General features: G+C 34.3%; 17 protein-coding genes. 10 read left to right on the top strand and 7 right to left on the bottom strand.

Translation table 11 applies throughout. The features are described from left to right. The first annotated feature begins 12 nt into the window (after window positions 1-12). A complete protein-coding gene (locus PQ463_RS02355) occupies window positions 13-498 on the top strand; it encodes a DUF5606 family protein (RefSeq protein ID WP_008462651.1) in 486 nt (161 codons plus the stop codon). Window positions 499-595: 97 nt separating this feature from the next. Then, window positions 596-1,366 carry a nucleoside triphosphate pyrophosphohydrolase gene (gene mazG / locus PQ463_RS02360; protein WP_274256144.1) on the top strand — a complete coding sequence of 257 codons (771 nt, stop codon included), beginning with the start codon at window positions 596-598 and terminating at the stop codon, window positions 1,364-1,366. Here the strand turns inward: mazG and PQ463_RS02365 are convergent. Then, window positions 1,363-2,046: a Crp/Fnr family transcriptional regulator gene (locus PQ463_RS02365; protein WP_111366650.1), complete on the bottom strand. Its 684-nt coding sequence runs from the start codon at window positions 2,044-2,046 to the stop codon at window positions 1,363-1,365. The genes mazG and PQ463_RS02365 overlap by 4 nt on opposite strands. A gap of 203 nt (window positions 2,047-2,249) precedes the next feature. Between PQ463_RS02365 and PQ463_RS02370 the strand changes: the two genes are divergently transcribed. The 8 genes from PQ463_RS02370 to PQ463_RS02405 all read left to right on the top strand — a co-directional run bounded on the left by PQ463_RS02370 (window position 2,250) and on the right by PQ463_RS02405 (window position 10,963). Beyond that, window positions 2,250-4,637, top strand: a complete 2,388-nt coding sequence (locus PQ463_RS02370; protein WP_274256145.1) for a heavy metal translocating P-type ATPase — start codon at window positions 2,250-2,252, stop codon at window positions 4,635-4,637. 115 nt (window positions 4,638-4,752) lie between these two features. Next, complete coding sequence (ccoS, locus tag PQ463_RS02375; RefSeq protein ID WP_125719535.1) at window positions 4,753-4,944, top strand: cbb3-type cytochrome oxidase assembly protein CcoS; 192 nt, start codon at window positions 4,753-4,755, stop codon at window positions 4,942-4,944. Between the two features lie 2 nt (window positions 4,945-4,946). Further along, a complete protein-coding gene (gene ccoN / locus PQ463_RS02380; RefSeq protein ID WP_274256146.1) occupies window positions 4,947-7,130 on the top strand; it encodes a cytochrome-c oxidase, cbb3-type subunit I in 2,184 nt (727 codons plus the stop codon). A 7-nt stretch (window positions 7,131-7,137) separates the two neighbouring features. Further along, window positions 7,138-7,332, top strand: coding sequence for a CcoQ/FixQ family Cbb3-type cytochrome c oxidase assembly chaperone (locus PQ463_RS02385; protein ID WP_111378528.1), 195 nt, complete (start codon window positions 7,138-7,140; stop codon window positions 7,330-7,332). Window positions 7,333-7,334: 2 nt separating this feature from the next. Then, complete coding sequence (locus tag PQ463_RS02390) at window positions 7,335-8,273, top strand: cbb3-type cytochrome c oxidase N-terminal domain-containing protein (RefSeq protein ID WP_274256147.1); 939 nt, start codon at window positions 7,335-7,337, stop codon at window positions 8,271-8,273. Window positions 8,274-8,283: 10 nt separating this feature from the next. Further along, window positions 8,284-9,702 carry a cytochrome c oxidase accessory protein CcoG gene (ccoG, locus tag PQ463_RS02395; protein WP_274256148.1) on the top strand — a complete coding sequence of 473 codons (1,419 nt, stop codon included), beginning with the start codon at window positions 8,284-8,286 and terminating at the stop codon, window positions 9,700-9,702. 102 nt (window positions 9,703-9,804) lie between these two features. Beyond that, complete coding sequence (locus tag PQ463_RS02400) at window positions 9,805-10,254, top strand: FixH family protein (protein WP_008462668.1); 450 nt, start codon at window positions 9,805-9,807, stop codon at window positions 10,252-10,254. A 7-nt stretch (window positions 10,255-10,261) separates the two neighbouring features. Next, on the top strand, window positions 10,262-10,963 hold the full coding sequence (locus tag PQ463_RS02405) for a sulfite exporter TauE/SafE family protein (RefSeq protein WP_274256149.1): 702 nt from the start codon (window positions 10,262-10,264) through the stop codon (window positions 10,961-10,963). Window positions 10,964-10,980: 17 nt separating this feature from the next. On the opposite strand, the gene hemN is transcribed toward PQ463_RS02405, so the two are convergent. The 6 genes from hemN to lpxD all read right to left on the bottom strand — a co-directional run bounded on the left by hemN (window position 10,981) and on the right by lpxD (window position 16,813). Continuing rightward, window positions 10,981-12,345 (bottom strand): oxygen-independent coproporphyrinogen III oxidase, encoded by a 1,365-nt coding sequence (gene hemN, locus PQ463_RS02410; RefSeq protein ID WP_274256150.1) that lies wholly within the window; start codon window positions 12,343-12,345, stop codon window positions 10,981-10,983. A 117-nt stretch (window positions 12,346-12,462) separates the two neighbouring features. Then, a complete protein-coding gene (locus PQ463_RS02415) occupies window positions 12,463-12,939 on the bottom strand; it encodes a hypothetical protein (protein ID WP_177210144.1) in 477 nt (158 codons plus the stop codon). A gap of 107 nt (window positions 12,940-13,046) precedes the next feature. Continuing rightward, on the bottom strand, window positions 13,047-13,394 hold the full coding sequence (locus PQ463_RS02420; RefSeq protein WP_274256151.1) for a hypothetical protein: 348 nt from the start codon (window positions 13,392-13,394) through the stop codon (window positions 13,047-13,049). Window positions 13,395-13,491: 97 nt separating this feature from the next. After that, on the bottom strand, window positions 13,492-13,914 hold the full coding sequence (locus PQ463_RS02425) for a DoxX family protein (protein ID WP_111378521.1): 423 nt from the start codon (window positions 13,912-13,914) through the stop codon (window positions 13,492-13,494). 122 nt (window positions 13,915-14,036) lie between these two features. Continuing rightward, window positions 14,037-15,665, bottom strand: coding sequence for an acyl-CoA carboxylase subunit beta (locus PQ463_RS02430; RefSeq protein ID WP_274256152.1), 1,629 nt, complete (start codon window positions 15,663-15,665; stop codon window positions 14,037-14,039). A 149-nt stretch (window positions 15,666-15,814) separates the two neighbouring features. Next, a complete protein-coding gene (gene lpxD, locus PQ463_RS02435; protein ID WP_274256153.1) occupies window positions 15,815-16,813 on the bottom strand; it encodes a UDP-3-O-(3-hydroxymyristoyl)glucosamine N-acyltransferase in 999 nt (332 codons plus the stop codon). Window positions 16,814-16,827 lie beyond the last annotated feature (14 nt).

The following is a 16,827-nucleotide window of genomic DNA, read 5'->3' on the forward strand; positions in this document are numbered from 1 at the left end:
ATTTTAATAAAAATGAATTTAACGAAAATTTTAGCCATTTCAGGAAAACCAGGTTTATACGAATTAAAAGTACAAACTCGTACAGGTTTTGTGGCGGAATCATTAATTGATGGGAAGAAGATTACTGTAAATCTAAAAAGCAATGTAAGTTTATTGTCTGAAATTTCGATTTATACTTATGAAGGCGAAAAACCGTTAACTGAAGTAATGCAGCAGATTGCCGTTAAAGAAAACAAAGGACAAGCTATCTCTCATAAAGAAGATAATGCTACTTTGTCTGCATATTTTAAACAAATTCTTCCAGATTACGACGAAGAAAGAGTTTATCCATCGGATATCAAAAAAGTATTAAGCTGGTACAACACGCTTCAAGCAAAAGGTTTAGTTACAGATTTAGCTCCTGCAGCTGAAGAACCAAAAGAAGAAGCTCCAGTTGCTGCTGAAAAACCTAAAAAAGCTCCAGCGGCTAAGAAAGCTAAAGCTAAAAAAGAAGAATAGTAGTTTTTCTTTAAACATATATAATCCTGTTAAGATGTTTTCTTGACAGGATTTTTTAATTTTACAGAATCGAGTTTAAATCAAAAGAAACTTCAAAATGAGCAGAGAAAACCAGTTAAAAGCATTTGAGAGATTATTGAATATCATGGATGAACTTCGTGAGCAATGTCCGTGGGATAAAAAACAAACTCTCCAGACATTAAGACATTTGACAATTGAAGAAACTTACGAACTGGGAGATGCTATTCTGGATAATGATTTAAATGAAGTTAAAAAAGAATTGGGAGATTTACTGCTTCACATTGTTTTCTATGCCAAAATAGGCAGTGAAACTAACGATTTTGATATTGCTGATGTCTGTAATGAAATCTGCGATAAATTGATTCATCGTCATCCTCATATCTATGGAGACGTGAAAGTAGAAAATGAAGAAGAGGTAAAACAAAACTGGGAAAAATTAAAACTTAAAGAAGGCAAGAAGTCTGTTTTAGAAGGCGTTCCGAGAAGTCTTCCTGCTTTAGTGAAAGCAAGTCGAATTCAAGATAAGGTAAAAGGAGTGGGGTTTGATTGGGAAGAACCTCATCAGGTTTGGGATAAAGTGCAAGAAGAATTACAGGAATTACAAGACGAAGTAAAATCGGGAAACCAAGACAAAATCGAAGATGAATTCGGAGATGTTTTGTTTTCGATGATTAATTACGCTCGATTTTTGAATGTAAATCCGGAAGATGCTTTAGAAAGAACCAATAAAAAATTCATTAAACGTTTTCAGTACCTGGAAAGTAAAGCCAACGAATTAGGGAAACCATTAATGGATATGACACTAACAGAAATGGATGTTTTTTGGAATGAAGCTAAAAAACTTTAGTTGTCGGCCAATTTCTTTAAAGCGCGAACATCTTTAAGCATAATTTTTTTGCCAACTAACTCTATTAATCCTAATTTATTAAAATCAGATAATAAACGAATACAGCTTTCTGTTGCAGTACCAATGATACCCGCAAGTTCTTCTCTTGTTAGCTGAACTTTAAGTGTTTTGTCAGCATCTTCACCAAATTCATCATGTAGATGGAGTAAAGTTTCGGCAAGTCTCTGCTTAACAGTTTTTTGAACTAAAGCAATTTTTTCGTTCTCAGATTCCTTTAAATCTTCACAAACAGACTGCATCATATTTAAAGAAAACTGATTGTTATTATTAAAGAAATTGATGATTTCAGTTTTAGGAATAAAACAAACCTCCATGTCGGCAATTGCTTTTGCAGTCAAATTTGCAGGCTCATTGCTAATCATAGAACGCTGTCCAAGAAGTTCTCCAGATTTGACCAATTTTACAATTTGATCTTTTCCGTTTGCACTCAATTTTGAAAGCTTTCCAACGCCATCTTTTACACAGAAAACGCCATTGGTTACTTCGCCTTCTTCAAAAAGAGCTTCACCTTTTTTTATTTTATAGGTCGTTTTACTGCTGGCTAATTTAATTACTTCTTCTTTGTTAAGGGCTTTTAATGAGCTTAGCTGGCGTACAATGCATTGATCACATTTATTCATGACAATATTTGTTTGCTGCAAAAATAAGGATATTTGAGGGTTTTTAACCACCTTTATAAGGTAAATTTATTATAAATTAGGGTTAACTGCAATTTGAGCTTTTTATTTTATAAATTTAGGAATCCGATTTCAAAATAACATGACAATTATCATCTTAATAATTGTGCTTTAAGTGGAAATTTGCATGAAATAAAAACAAGTTTATGAGGGAGCAAAGTTGTTTTCATTGTGGTTTAACTATTGAACAAAATGAAGAAATTGATTTTGATGATAAGAAGTTTTGTTGCACAGGCTGTAAAACAGTTTACGAAATTTTCAGCATCAATGACCTGACATCGTATTATGATTTTGAAAAGTCTCCAGGCGCCACTCCGCAAGACATTAAAGGGAAATATGATTTTTTAGAAAATGAAACTATACTCGCAAAGGTTTTAGAGTTTCAAGAAGGAAACACATCGATTGTTTCATTAAATATTCCGCATATTCACTGCAGTTCTTGTATTTGGATATTAGAAAACCTAAATCGCCTTCAGTCAGGAATTAGTACCTCTCAAGTTAACTTTCATGAAAAGAAAGTTAGAATTACGTTTAATTCTGATGTAGTTTCTTTAAAAGAAATAGTTTATCTTCTAAGTTCTATAGGTTATGAGCCTTATATTAGTTTAGAAAATTACGGAACTGCAAAAGCAAAAGTCGACAGAAGTTTAACCTATAAATTGGGTGTTGCATTTTTCTGTTTCGGAAATATTATGCTGCTTTCATTTCCAGAATATTTCGAAATGAAAGAATTCTGGTTAGATAGTTATAAACCGTTTTTTCGATTACTTATTTTTCTCCTAGCATTACCCACTTTTTTATACTCAGCGAGCGGATATTATGTTTCTGCATACCATAGTATTAGAACGAGAATGCTTAATATTGATATTCCGATCGCATTGGGAATTATCGTGATGTTTATTCGTAGCACATATGATATGCTGATGGATCACGGTCCAGGATTTTTTGACAGTTTGGCCAGCTTGATATTTTTTATGCTTCTTGGCAAAATGTTTCAGATTAAAACCTATAGTTTTTTAAGTTTCGAAAGGGATTTTAAATCCTATTTTCCAATCGCCGTTACCAAAATCAATAAAGATACTTCAGAAGAAAACGTTGCCATTTATGATGTTCTTAAAGGAGACCGATTGCTAATAAGAAATCAGGAACTTATTCCAGTTGATGGAATTTTAATAAGCGAAAGCGCTGAAATTGATTATAGCTTTGTTACAGGAGAAGCAGTCCCAATTACTAAAAAATCTGGTGATAAAGTCTTTGCTGGAGGAAAGCAAATTGGTAAAGTGATCGAAATGGAAGTTTTACATTCGGTTTCTCAAAGTTATTTAACCCAATTGTGGAGTAACGAAATCTTTCAGAAAAAAGTAGACCAAAAGCACAAAACCATAACAGATGCGATAAGCCGATATTTTACCCCCATATTATTGCTCATTGCATTTGCTGGTTTTGGTTATTGGATTTTTATAGATGCAAATATTGCTTTTAATGTTTTTACAGCAGTATTGATTGTAGCTTGCCCTTGTGCATTGGCTCTAACTGCTCCGTTTACTTTTGGAAACATATTAAGAATTTTAGGTAAAAAGAAATTCTATTTAAAAAATGCTGTGGTAATCGAACAGCTTGCCAAAGTTGATACTATTGTTTTTGATAAAACAGGAACAATTACGACCAACAAGAAATCAAATATAATGTATGAAGGTGATCTTATTTCAGATTCAGATACTGTATTGATAAAAAATGTATTACGAGGTTCAAATCATCCGTTAAGCCGAATGCTTTATGATTTTCTTCCAGAAGCTAAACGTATTAATATTGAAGATTTCCAAGAAATTACAGGAAAAGGAATTTTAGCAGTTGCTGAGGGTAAAGAAATTAGAGTTGGTTCAGGACAATTTGTAGATGATATAGTTGTGGACGGTTCAGAAATAGAAAAAACGGCACTACATATTAAGATAGAAGGGATGTATTTTGGAAAGTTTACGTTCCAGAACCAATATAGAGAAGGTTTAGAAAAACTTTTCACGAATCTGAGCAAAGATTACCAAATAAAAGTACTTTCTGGTGACAATGATGGCGAAAGGTCAAATCTGGAAGCTATACTGCCAAAAGGTACCGAATTGATATTCAATCAAAAACCAGAGCAAAAACTCGAATATATCAAACAGCTTCAAGAAAAAGGGCAAAATGTAATGATGGTAGGAGATGGATTAAATGATGCTGGAGCATTGGCACAGGGCAATGTTGGGATTTCGATATCAGAAAATGTAAATGTTTTTTCGCCTGCATGTGATGCTATTTTGGATGCAACAGAATTTTCGCGTCTCAATTACTTTTTAAAGCTTTCTCACAAAGCAATTTTGATTATAAAGATGAGTTTTGGTCTTTCATTGCTCTATAACGTTGTTGGACTTGCATTTGCGGTTACAGGAAATCTGCTTCCACTGGTTGCTGCGATCATTATGCCATTGAGTACAATTACGATTGTAAGTTTTGTGACTTTTATGTCTAACTATTTCAGCAACAGAAATTTAGAATGATTTTAAATTATTGGAGGACATATTTTATTAAATTTAACATAACTAATCGTCTATGATAATTATCATATTTTATGCGCCTTTAACAAACTAATTTTGTTAACATAAATCCTAAGGTATGAGTGTTATTTATCTATTAATTTCAGTAAGTATTTTTGTGGCAATCTGTTTCTTTATTGCCTTTATCGCAGCTGTCAAGTCTGGACAGTATGACGATGATTATACGCCTTCAGTCAGAATTCTTTTTGATGACGAAACCAAAATTAATTCCCAAAATAATAATTTACCAATCGAAGAAAAACAAGTATAATTATGGAAATGGAACAGTTTTATTACGACAACAAAATTGTAAAAAAATTCATTTACGCCACAATACTCTTTGGTGTTGTGGGTATGTTAGTGGGGCTTACCTTAGCGGTAATGTACCTTTTTCCCAACATGACAGATGGGATTTCGTGGCTTAGTTACGGCCGTTTAAGACCATTACACACCAATGCGGTTATTTTTGCCTTTGTGGGTAATGCCTTCTTTGCGGGTATGTACTACTCGCTGCAAAGATTGCTAAAAGCCAGAATGTTTAGTGATTTTTTAAGTAACCTTCATTTCTGGGGCTGGCAGCTGATTATTGTAGCTGCGGCAATTACACTTCCGTTAGGTTATACTTCTTCTAAAGAATATGCAGAGCTAGAGTGGCCAATTGATATTGCAATCGCTTTAATTTGGGTTGTAATGGGGATCAATATGATTGGTACGATGCTGCGTCGTAGAGAGCGTCACCTTTATGTTGCAATTTGGTTTTATTTGGCAACATTTGTAACAGTAGCAGTATTGCATATCTTTAATAATATAGAAATTCCTGTTTCAGGTTTAAAAAGTTACTCAGTGTATGCAGGTGTTCAGGATGCGCTTGTACAATGGTGGTACGGGCACAATGCGGTTGCATTCTTCTTGACAACTCCGTTTTTGGGATTAATGTATTATTTCGTTCCAAAGATTGCAAACAGACCTGTTTATTCATATAGATTATCTATTATTCACTTTTGGTCTTTAATCTTTATATATATCTGGGCAGGGCCACACCACTTATTGTATTCTGCATTGCCAAACTGGGCTCAGAATTTAGGGGTTGCATTCTCAGTAATGTTAATTGCTCCATCTTGGGGAGGTATGATCAATGGTCTTCTTACATTAAGAGGAGCTTGGGATAAAGTTCGTGAAGAACCAGTTTTAAAATTCTTCGTTGTGGCAATTACTGGTTACGGTATGGCAACGTTTGAAGGTCCAATGTTATCTTTAAAAAATGTAAATGCTATTGCGCACTATACTGACTGGATCGTAGCGCACGTGCACGTAGGAGCTTTAGCTTGGAATGGTTTCATGTCGTTTGGTATTATCTATTGGTTGATTCCAAGAATGACAAAATCGGAGTTGTTCTCTAAGAAACTAGCAAACTTCCATTTCTGGATTGGGACTTTAGGTATTATTGTATATACAATTCCATTATATGTGGCAGGTTTCCAGCAAGCATCAATGTGGAAACAATTTAATCCAGATGGTACTTTAACTTATGGAAACTTCCTTGAAACGGTAACTGCTATTATGCCAATGTATTGGATGAGAGCTATCGGTGGTAGTTTGTATCTAATTGGTATGCTGACTTTAGTCTATAATATTATTATGACTGTAAAAGCTGGTAATACAATTGAAGATGAATTGGCTCAGGCTCCAGCATTGCAAACCATAAAAAGCGGTAGATTAAGCGGAGAGAAATTCCACTCTTGGTTAGAAAGAAAACCAATTCAGTTAACTATCCTAGCTACAATCGCAATTTTAATTGGAGGTATTATTCAGATTGTGCCAACAATTATGGTGAAATCAAATATTCCAACTATTTCGAGTGTAAAACCATATACACCGTTAGAACTTGAAGGACGTGACTTATATATCAGAGAAGGTTGTGTTGGATGTCACTCACAGTCAGTTCGTCCATTTAGAAGTGAGGTAGAACGTTACGGAGTTCAGTCAAAAGCGGGAGAGTTTGTTTACGACCATCCATTCTTATGGGGATCAAAACGTACTGGGCCAGACTTGTTAAGAGTAGGTGGTAAGTACAATGATAACTGGCACTTTAACCACATGTGGAATCCGCAAAGTACATCTGCAGGATCTATCATGCCAGGTTACAAATGGCTGTTCGATAACAAACCGATGGACATTTCATTGACACAAAAGAAAATGCAGGCAATGATTTCTTTAGGAGTGCCATATTCTCCAGAAGATGTTGAAAATGCACAGAGAACTTTAAGAGAGCAGGCTGTTAAGATAGAAAAAAGCTTAGAAAGCGATCCTGATTTCGTTAAGAGTTATGAAGACAGCCGTAAAAAAGCTGCTGCAAAAGGCGAGAAATTCATTCCGATGAACGAAAGAGAAATCGTTGCTTTGATCGCTTATATTCAAAGGCTTGGTACTGATATTAAAGTAAAAGAAACTAAATAACAGCATTATGTTTGAACAGATAAAACACAATATGGAAACAATATCGGGTGTAGAATTATACCCGATTATTTCCCTCTTGATTTTCTTCTTCTTCTTTGTAGGATTAGGCATTTGGGTGTTCTCTTATAGAAAAGAAAAAATTCAAGAAATGAGTAATATACCTTTAGATGAAGGACTTAGTGTAATCACAAAAGATAGATAAAAATGAAAAAGTTTTTCCCAGTATATGTTAGAGTACCGTTGATTTTCTTCATCGTATTTGCTTTGATGGAATATTTTATAGACTCAGGCGACAAGCCAGCTTTTGTAAAATATCCTATGGTATCACTCTTTTTATTTGTCTTTTTGTTTATTCTAATTGCCATTGAGATTACGCTTAGCGCTGTAAATCGAGTGATGTTCCAATTATTATCGCCAGAAGAAAAAGCTCAAAAAGAACTTGAAGAAAGTTTAAGCTTCAAAGAAAGCACTTGGTTTAAAAACCTAATGCATAAATTGACTAAAACAGAACCAATTGAAAAAGAAGGTGACTTATTGATGGATCATGATTATGACGGAATCAAAGAGCTAGATAATAATTTACCGCCTTGGTGGGTGTATTTATTTTACATATGTATCATTTTTGGAGTAATTTATGTTGTTCGTTACGATGTTTTAGGTGCGGATGATCAGGAAATGGAATTGAAAAAAGAAATGGCACAGGCAAAAATTGATGTTGAAGAGTACATGAAAACAGCTCCAGATTTAATGGACGAAAAAACAGTTGTTTTGCTAACAGATGCACCAAGTTTAGATGAAGGTAAAACAATCTTTACAACCAATTGTGCTGCTTGTCACCGTGCCGATGCAGGAGGGCAGATTGGACCAAACCTTACAGATGATAAATGGATTTTAGGAGGAGGAATTAAAAATCTATTCCACACCATTACAAATGGAGGTCGAGACGGTAAAGGGATGATTGCCTGGAAAGGAACCCTTAAGCCAAAAGAAATACAAAAAGTGGCAAGCTATATTCTGTCTTTACAAGGAAGTAATCCTAAAGATCCTAAAGAGGCAGAAGGAGAAGTTTGGGTAGATGATAGTGCTCCTAAAACCGATGCCGCCGCCGCAACCACAAAAGATACCACAGAAGTTAAAAAATAATTAGAATATCATGTCAAATTTACCAGACGAAGCTTTTAGAGATACCATTGGAACAATAGATGAAGGTGGTAAACGAAAATTTATATTTCCTAAAAAACCGTCTGGTAAATTTTATGATTATAGGAAAATTGTCAGCTATGTTTTATTGGCAATTTTATTCATAAATCCTTTTATTAAGGTTAATGGGAATCAGTTTATGATGTTCAATATCTTGGAACGTCGTTTTAATATTTTTGGATTTCCATTCTGGCCACAGGATTTTTATCTCTTTGTAATTTCAATGCTTGTCGGCGTTGTATTCATAATTTTATTTACTGTTGTTTTCGGAAGAATATTTTGTGGCTGGATCTGTCCACAGACTATTTTCCTTGAAATGGTTTTTCGTCGTATAGAATATTGGATTGATGGAGATCGTGGTTCTCAGTCTCGTTTAGCAAGAATGGAATGGAATAGTGAGAAAATTAGAAAACGAGTTCTAAAATGGACTATATTTTTCTTGATCTCTTTCCTGATTGCCAATATCTTTCTCGCTTATTTAGTGGGAAGCGATACTTTGTTCTTGATGATAGAACAAGGCCCTATTGTTCAAGCTAGTAATTTTATTGCACTGCTTATATTTACTGGAATCTTCTACTTTGTTTTTGTATGGTTTCGTGAACAGGTTTGTATTATAGCCTGTCCATACGGAAGATTGCAAGGTGTTCTTTTGGACAATAAATCAATAAATGTTGCTTACGATTTTGTTCGTGGTGAAAAAGAGGAAGGCCGTGCAAAATTCAAAAAAAATGAAGATAGAGCATTAACTGGAAAAGGAGATTGTATTGATTGTCTTCAATGTGTTCATGTTTGTCCAATGGGAATCGATATTAGAAACGGAACACAGTTAGAATGTACAAACTGTACGGCTTGTATAGATGAATGTGATCATATTATGGAATCTGTAGGATTGCCAAAAGGTCTTATTCGCTATGCTTCTGAAGATGAAATTGCAAAAAAAGAACCTTTCAAGTTCACATCAAGAATGAAAGGATATTCAGCTGTTCTTTTTATTTTATTGAGTATTTTTGTTGGTATGCTGTTTTTAAGAACAGATGTTCAGGCAGTTGTTCTACGTTTGCCTGGTCAGTTGTTTCAGCATGATGGTGAAAAAATCAGTAATGTTTACACGTATAAAATTGTAAACAAAACAATGAAAGACTACAACGATATTCATTTTGAACTAATCGATCAAAAAGGAGAAATTAAAAATGTAGGGAAAAGACATTTTAAAGTTGCTAAAGAAGGAATTTCTCAAGGAACATTGTTTATCGAAATTGATGAAGTTTTATTAGAAAGTGATAAAACAAAAGTAAAAATAGGAGTATACAACGGTTCTGAACTTCTAGAAACTACAACAACAAATTTCTTAGGACCGCGAAGTTTTAATTAAAATATACTATTATGAAATCGCCATAAAATAAACTTTGTGAAACAAAAACAAAAGAATAAAGGCGACAACATATTTGAAAAATAACAAATAAAATCTACAAATATGAAATTTAATTGGGGAACTGGAATTGTCATTGCATTCGGATTGTTTATGACATTTATCTTGTATTTTGTGTTTGAAGTACAGTCAAATTCTAAATACGATAATGATTTGGTTGTAGAAGAATATTATAAACATGATACGCATTTTCAAGAAGAAATGGCAAGAATTCAGAATGCGCACGATTTACAGCATAAACCATCTATCAAATACACAGGAGAAGGTGTTGCTGTAATTTTTCCCGCAGGATTTGAAAGTGATAAAGTAAAAGGAAATATTCAATTGTACAGACCTTCGAATAAAAAATTCGATTTTAATACTCAAATTGCCTTAACCAATTCAGAAATAATTATTCCGCAGAAAAAATTAATAAAAGGACGCTGGGATGTTAATATGGAATGGCAGTACGAGGGTAAAAAATATCTAACTAAAGAAGTTATTTACGTAAACTAAAAATAAAATGTTATTCTCTGCTTTCTTTTTAGGTTTAATTAGTAGTCTGCATTGTGTCGGAATGTGCGGGCCAATTGCCATGATGCTTCCCGTAGACAGGCAAAATGAAGCTAAAAAAGCAACGCAGATTATGACGTATCACTTCGGTCGACTAACAGCTTATTCAACAATTGGATTGATTTTCGGATTGCTCGGAAGAGGTTTTTTTCTGGCAGGATTACAACAGAAAATGTCAATAATTATTGGGGTAATCATGATTATTGTGGTGTTGATTCCTGAGAAAAAATTTGCTCAATACAATTTTTCTAAGCCTGTTTACAAAATCATTTCAAAAGTTAAAGCTAATCTTGGAAGCCAGTTTAAAAATAAGAGTTATAAATCTCTTTTTACAATTGGTCTTTTAAACGGTTTTTTACCATGCGGAATGGTTTATGTCGCTTTATTTGGTGCAATTGCAATGCAAAGTGCAGGTTATGGAGTTCTTTATATGCTTTTATTTGGAATAGGAACGATACCGTTAATGACAGTTGTGGTTTATGTCAACTCATTATTAAAACTGCCTTTCAGAAACAAAATCCAAAAGGCAATTCCTTATGTAGCCGTTATAATTGGTGTTTTATTTATCCTTCGTGGATTGGGATTGGGAATTCCTTATATTTCTCCTTCAAACATGAGTTTGTTTGTACAGCAGACTCCAAACTGCCACTAGAATATAATTTTAAGATATTATACAGTCATCGAAAACAGATTTGTTTCCGGTGACTTTCTTTTTAGATGTAAATCAAATGCCATGCAGATATTGCGGACAAAAGGTCTTCCTTCTTCTGTAATCTTAATTTTATTGTTTTCAATAACAATTAAATTATCATTTTCTATTTCTTTCAAAGCAGTTAACACTTCAGGAAGTTCGGTAAAATTTAAAGATTCTGCAGTCCAGGAAGTTTCTAGTTCGCAAGTTAAATTCAGAATATGTTTTCTAATGATAAGATCTTCATCGTTTAAAATATGACCTTTTACAACAGGAAGTTTATCAGATTCTAAAATCTCGTAATACTCTTCTAAATTTTTAGTGTTTTGCGCAAAACTGTACCAACTGTCGCTAATTGAAGAAACACCTAGACCGATCATAACTTGAGTTTTAGAAGCGCTATAGCCCATAAAGTTTCTATGAAGATTTCCATTGTGCGCAGCTTTGTATAAGCTGTCATCTTTTAGGGCAAAATGATCCATGCCAATTTCGTGATAGCCATTTTGGGTAAGAAGTTTTTTACCAATTTCGTATAGTTTTCTCTTTTCGGCATCTTTTGGCAGGTTTTCATCATTAAAACCACGTTGTCCGTTTCCTTTTATCCAAGGCACGTGCGCATAGCTATAAAATGCCAATCTATCGGGTTTTAGTGAATTGGTTTTTTCGACAGTATCAACTACATCTTCTATGGTTTGAAATGGAAGGCCAAAAATAATATCGTGCCCAATTGAAGTGTAGCCAATTTCTTTAGCCCAAAATGTTACTTTGGCAACATTATGAAATGGCTGAATTCTATTGATTGCTTTTTGAACTGTAGGTGAATAATCTTGTACGCCAAAACTTACTCGGCGAAAGCCTAAATCATATAATTTTTTAAGCTGTTCGTGAGTGGTGTTATTTGGATGTCCTTCAAAACTAAATTCATGTTTTTCTGCTTTTACAGCATGATTAAAAATTCCGTTAATAAGACACTCTAAATTTTCTTTTGAAAAGAAGGTCGGAGTTCCTCCTCCTAAATGAATTTCTTTAATTATGGGTTTTTCAGGAAGCAAATCACAATACATTTTCCATTCTTTCAGAACTGCCTGAATGTATTTTTCTTCTACCGAGTGATTTTTTGTAATACGTTTGTTGCACCCGCAAAAAGTGCACATACTCTCACAGAAAGGAAGGTGAATGTATAAACTTATTCCGTTTTTTGAATTGCTTTCAGAAAATGATTGCCTTAAAGTAGTAATCCATTTTTCGGATGTAAAGTCAGCTTCATTCCAATATGGAACTGTTGGGTAACTAGTATATCTTGGACCTGGAACATTATACTTTTGAGTCAAAGAAATTTTCATAATGACGGATTTAGTTTACATCAAAATTAAAACTTTAGGCTAAGACATAAAATGACAAATATCATATAACCCATAAAAAAAGAGACTCAAATTGAGCCTCTTTTCTGAATTAAATAACTAACGTGATATAGAATCTTGGATGATTTTAAGCCATTTTTTCGCAAACTGATGATCTTGATAGACGCTAATCTGCTTGATGCGATCGTCATCAAAATCATAGAATGGAATAATTAATTTTTTCGATGTTTCTTTTTCTTGAAATTCAAAATCTATCTTAATAATAGTATCTGAACCAGAGTCTGTTGTTGGAATCAATTTGCATGAAGCAATTGTATTTAAATCAACATATATTGACTCTTGTTGATTCGGATTGAAATTCATCAAAATGAACTTGTTGTTTTTCTGATCAATAGTTAAAGTCTTATTATTGATTGATTCTGTCAAATCAAAATCTTCTGGATGAGTTGGATTGAATCTTTTTTTGATATTTAAAATTCTTGATTTGCTTGCAGCTGATGAACGCGCAGAAAAGTAAATAGGGATAGCAACAATAATTAAAATCACAATACCCATTATTGTGGTAGTAGTTTCCATAATGTTTTTAATGTAATAAATAAATGATAAGCATAACAGTTTTCGGTTTGAAAACGGCTAAGTGCGTGCTGAAGAATAAGTCTTCTAATGAAAAATCAAGAATTTATTTACCAGAAAAAATGGAAAGCATAAAGTATGACTAAAACCTTTTTACTTTGAGTTGTAAAGAGTTTAGTATATGCTGTACTAACTGAAACAGTTTGATGTTGTGGAATAAGCGGTAAAAGGGTATCAAAACATTTAATTATCCCAGTTGGATTTGTTTTGATATTTGCCGCAAGCTGATAACTTCCCTGTGGCTGTATAAATGCAGATGAATCGGGAATGTCTTTGCAGAAGTTGGTGTCGGATTTTTCCGTTTCAATTACCTGTACAGAAGCTTGGTCTGCCTGATAAGCAAACAGTCCTGCAAGTATAAGTGTAATAAGAATAACGGTTTTACGAATCCAATTCATGTCGGCGAATTTAAGTCATAAAACGCAATTAAAGAAATTTTATAGAATTAATTAACACTCAAAAAAAAGTCCTCAGCGTAACTGAGGACCTATGAAGTTATTGTTGCATTTTAAAGTAATAATCTGCAGAATGTTTGCCACTTCCATAAAAGAGGAAGAATATGCAGACTAATAAAACGACTATAGCTAGAACTAAACTTTCAGAATGCATTCTTCCCATAGAGTTGACAAGAACGGCACCAAATAAAATGGGTAATTGAGCCGCAATCGCCCATCGGGTTAAAAGCCCAAAAATAATCATTATACCACCAATCATGTGGGCAGGAGCAATGTAATGCAGCATAAACATGCCTCCGCCATACTTATCGATAGGGGAAATCAAATCATGCAGGTATTGAATATTGGTGACGAAAGAGACACCTTTCATAAATAAAAATCCACCCAAAACAATACGTACTAAATCAACTGGTAAATAAGTGTGCGAATTTGCCCATTTATTCAAACTTTTTACATTTTCCATGATGTTGTGTGATTAAAAATTATATACTAAGTTACTAATTTTTAATTAAATATTTATTTTTAACACCTTGAAAATAAGTTTTTTACTTTTTATTTAACGCCTTGTTGAGAATTCTTAAATTGTTACACTTGAATGACTCCCAGATTAAAAGGTTTTTGAATAGGAGCATGGTTTGCTGCTTCGATTCCCATGGAAATCCAATTACGGGTTTCGAGTGGGTCAATGATGGCATCTGTCCAAAGTCTAGAAGCAGCGTAATATGGCGATGTTTGTGCATCGTAACGGGCTTTTATTTTATCTAATAATTCGGTTTCTTTTGCTTCATCGACTTTTTCTCCTTTTGCTTTGAGAGAAGAAGCTTCAATTTGCGCCAGTACTTTTGCGGCTTGCGTTCCGCCCATAACGGCAAGTTCTGCGCTTGGCCAGGCAAATATTAATCGAGGATCATAAGCTTTTCCGCACATAGCATAATTTCCTGCTCCGTATGAATTTCCAACAATAACAGTGAATTTTGGAACAACAGAATTACTCACAGCATTTACCATTTTGGCACCGTCTTTAATAATTCCGCCGTGTTCAGATTTTGAACCCACCATAAAGCCTGTAACGTCTTGTAAAAATACTAAAGGAATTTTTTTCTGATTGCAATTGGCTATAAAACGAGTTGCCTTATCAGCGCTATCCGAATAAATAACGCCACCAAACTGCATTTCGCCTTTTTTAGTTTTTACCACTTTTCTCTGATTGGCAACGATTCCGACAGCCCAGCCATCAATTCTGGCATAACCTGTAATGAGAGATTGTCCGTAGCCTTCTTTATAAGCTTCAAATTCTGAATTATCAATCAAACGTTTAATGATTTCCATCATATCGTATTGTTCGGTTCTCGCTCTAGGGAGAATTCCGTAAATTTCGTTTGGATCTAAAGTAGGTTTTTCGGCTTTGATTCTGCTGTAGCCAGCTTTGTCAAAATCGCCAATTTTATCTACAATGTTTTTGATTTTATCTAAAGCATCTTTATCGTCTTTAGCTTTATAATCAGTAACACCTGAAATTTCGCAATGAGTTGTTGCTCCGCCAAGAGTTTCATTGTCGATTGTTTCGCCAATAGCAGCTTTTACTAAATAGCTTCCAGCAAGGAAAATACTTCCAGTTTTGTCAACGATTAAAGCTTCGTCGCTCATAATCGGTAGATATGCACCACCAGCAACACAACTTCCCATAACGGCAGCGATTTGAGTAATTCCCATACTGCTCATTTGTGCATTATTTCTAAAGATACGTCCGAAATGTTCTTTATCTGGAAAAATTTCATCTTGCATAGGTAGATAAACTCCTGCGCTATCTACAAGGTAAATAATTGGAAGTCGGTTTTCCATTGCGATTTCCTGCGCTCGTAGGTTCTTCTTTCCTGTTATCGGGAACCAAGCTCCAGCTTTTACAGTAGCATCATTGGCAACCACGATACATTGTTTTCCTCTGATATAGCCAATTTTTACCACAACACCTCCTGAAGGACATCCGCCATGTTCAGTGTACATTCCTTCTCCGGCAAAACCTCCAATTTCAATACTTTTAGAATTTTCGTCCAATAAATAAGCAATTCTTTCGCGAGCTGTCATTTTTCCTTCAGAATGCAATTTCTCGATTCTTTTTTCGCCTCCGCCTAATTTAACTTTTGCTAATTTTTGTTTTAGTTCAGAAAGAAGTAATTTATTGTGATCTTCGTTTTTATTGAAGTTTAAATCCATGATGTAGTATTGATTTGATAAAATAGTGTTGGCTAATTTACAAAATCAATTGAAATAAACGAGTTGCTTTGTGAATTAAGAAAAAGTATTAAATAAAAAAAAAACATCCATTTTAGCGGACGTTTCTTTATTAGTGTTTTTAATTGAGATTATTTTTTTGGACCACAAACCATTTGCTTTAACAAAGCCCATTGCTTTAAAGCATCACGCGCTTCGACAGCAGGATATCCTAACATAGTTTTTCCGGCAGGAACATCACCAGTAACGCCAGAGCCAGCACCAATTATAGCGCCATCTCCAATTGTGGTGTGGTCTTTTATAGAAGCGCTTCCGCCAATAATAACTCCATTTCCTAAGGTTACTGAACCTGCCAAACCACTGTTTCCAGCCATAATACAGAACTTGCCTAGTTTACTGTTATGTCCAATCTGAACTAAATTGTCTATTTTACAGCCATCATCAAGAATTGTAGAACTGAATTTACCGCGGTCTACACAAGAATTTGCTCCAATTTCTACACCGTTGCCAATAATAACATTTCCAATCTGTGGAATTTTTACCAAGCCTTTTTCTGTACAAGGACGAAATCCGAAGCCATCTGCTCCAATTGTTGCGTTAGGGTGAATGATGCATTCGCTTCCAATATGGCAACGTTCGCGAATAACCGTCCCAGACCAGATAGTTGTGTTTCTTCCGATTGTGCACTCATCTAAAATGGTCACATTCGGATAAATTACTGTATTAGCGCCAATTTCAACTTTTGGGCCAATGTAACAGCCAGCGCCAATTTTAGCACCTTCGCCAATTATAGCAGTTTCGTCTATAGTGGCTGTTTTATGAATATTGTTATGAAAGATTGGGGCGGGGGGAGCAAAAAGGGCAAGGATTTGTGACATGGCCAAATCGGCATTTTTTACCTTTATGAAAGCACGGTTTTCTCCAGGTTCAATTGAAATGTCTTCATTTACAACTGCTATTGAAGCGTTAGATGTCGACCAGTATTTTTCGTATTTTTTGTTTCCGATAAATGAGATTTCCGAAGTTGTTGCTTTTTCTAATTGTTCTGTTGCAGTTATGCTTTGTGAAGTGCTGCCGTAAATTACGCCATTAATAACTTCGTTAATTTCTTGGATAGAATAGGATCTCATTGACAAATTTTAAT

The sequence above is a fragment of the Flavobacterium sp. KACC 22763 genome (genome assembly GCF_028736155.1).
Classification (GTDB): domain Bacteria; phylum Bacteroidota; class Bacteroidia; order Flavobacteriales; family Flavobacteriaceae; genus Flavobacterium.

Excerpts from the sequence above, each read along its gene's own strand:
- PQ463_RS02355 (WP_008462651.1), top strand. The coding sequence starts at position 13 with ATGAATTTAACGAAAATTTTAGCCATTTCAGGAAAACCAGGTTTATAC.
- mazG (WP_274256144.1), top strand. The coding sequence starts at position 596 with ATGAGCAGAGAAAACCAGTTAAAAGCATTTGAGAGATTATTGAATATC.
- PQ463_RS02365 (WP_111366650.1), bottom strand. The coding sequence starts at position 2,046 with ATGAATAAATGTGATCAATGCATTGTACGCCAGCTAAGCTCATTAAAA.
- PQ463_RS02370 (WP_274256145.1), top strand. The coding sequence starts at position 2,250 with ATGAGGGAGCAAAGTTGTTTTCATTGTGGTTTAACTATTGAACAAAAT.
- ccoS (WP_125719535.1), top strand. The coding sequence starts at position 4,753 with ATGAGTGTTATTTATCTATTAATTTCAGTAAGTATTTTTGTGGCAATC.
- ccoN (WP_274256146.1), top strand. The coding sequence starts at position 4,947 with ATGGAAATGGAACAGTTTTATTACGACAACAAAATTGTAAAAAAATTC.
- PQ463_RS02385 (WP_111378528.1), top strand. The coding sequence starts at position 7,138 with ATGTTTGAACAGATAAAACACAATATGGAAACAATATCGGGTGTAGAA.
- PQ463_RS02390 (WP_274256147.1), top strand. The coding sequence starts at position 7,335 with ATGAAAAAGTTTTTCCCAGTATATGTTAGAGTACCGTTGATTTTCTTC.
- ccoG (WP_274256148.1), top strand. The coding sequence starts at position 8,284 with ATGTCAAATTTACCAGACGAAGCTTTTAGAGATACCATTGGAACAATA.
- PQ463_RS02400 (WP_008462668.1), top strand. The coding sequence starts at position 9,805 with ATGAAATTTAATTGGGGAACTGGAATTGTCATTGCATTCGGATTGTTT.
- PQ463_RS02405 (WP_274256149.1), top strand. The coding sequence starts at position 10,262 with ATGTTATTCTCTGCTTTCTTTTTAGGTTTAATTAGTAGTCTGCATTGT.
- hemN (WP_274256150.1), bottom strand. The coding sequence starts at position 12,345 with ATGAAAATTTCTTTGACTCAAAAGTATAATGTTCCAGGTCCAAGATAT.
- PQ463_RS02415 (WP_177210144.1), bottom strand. The coding sequence starts at position 12,939 with ATGGAAACTACTACCACAATAATGGGTATTGTGATTTTAATTATTGTT.
- PQ463_RS02420 (WP_274256151.1), bottom strand. The coding sequence starts at position 13,394 with ATGAATTGGATTCGTAAAACCGTTATTCTTATTACACTTATACTTGCA.
- PQ463_RS02425 (WP_111378521.1), bottom strand. The coding sequence starts at position 13,914 with ATGGAAAATGTAAAAAGTTTGAATAAATGGGCAAATTCGCACACTTAT.
- PQ463_RS02430 (WP_274256152.1), bottom strand. The coding sequence starts at position 15,665 with ATGGATTTAAACTTCAATAAAAACGAAGATCACAATAAATTACTTCTT.
- lpxD (WP_274256153.1), bottom strand. The coding sequence starts at position 16,813 with ATGAGATCCTATTCTATCCAAGAAATTAACGAAGTTATTAATGGCGTA.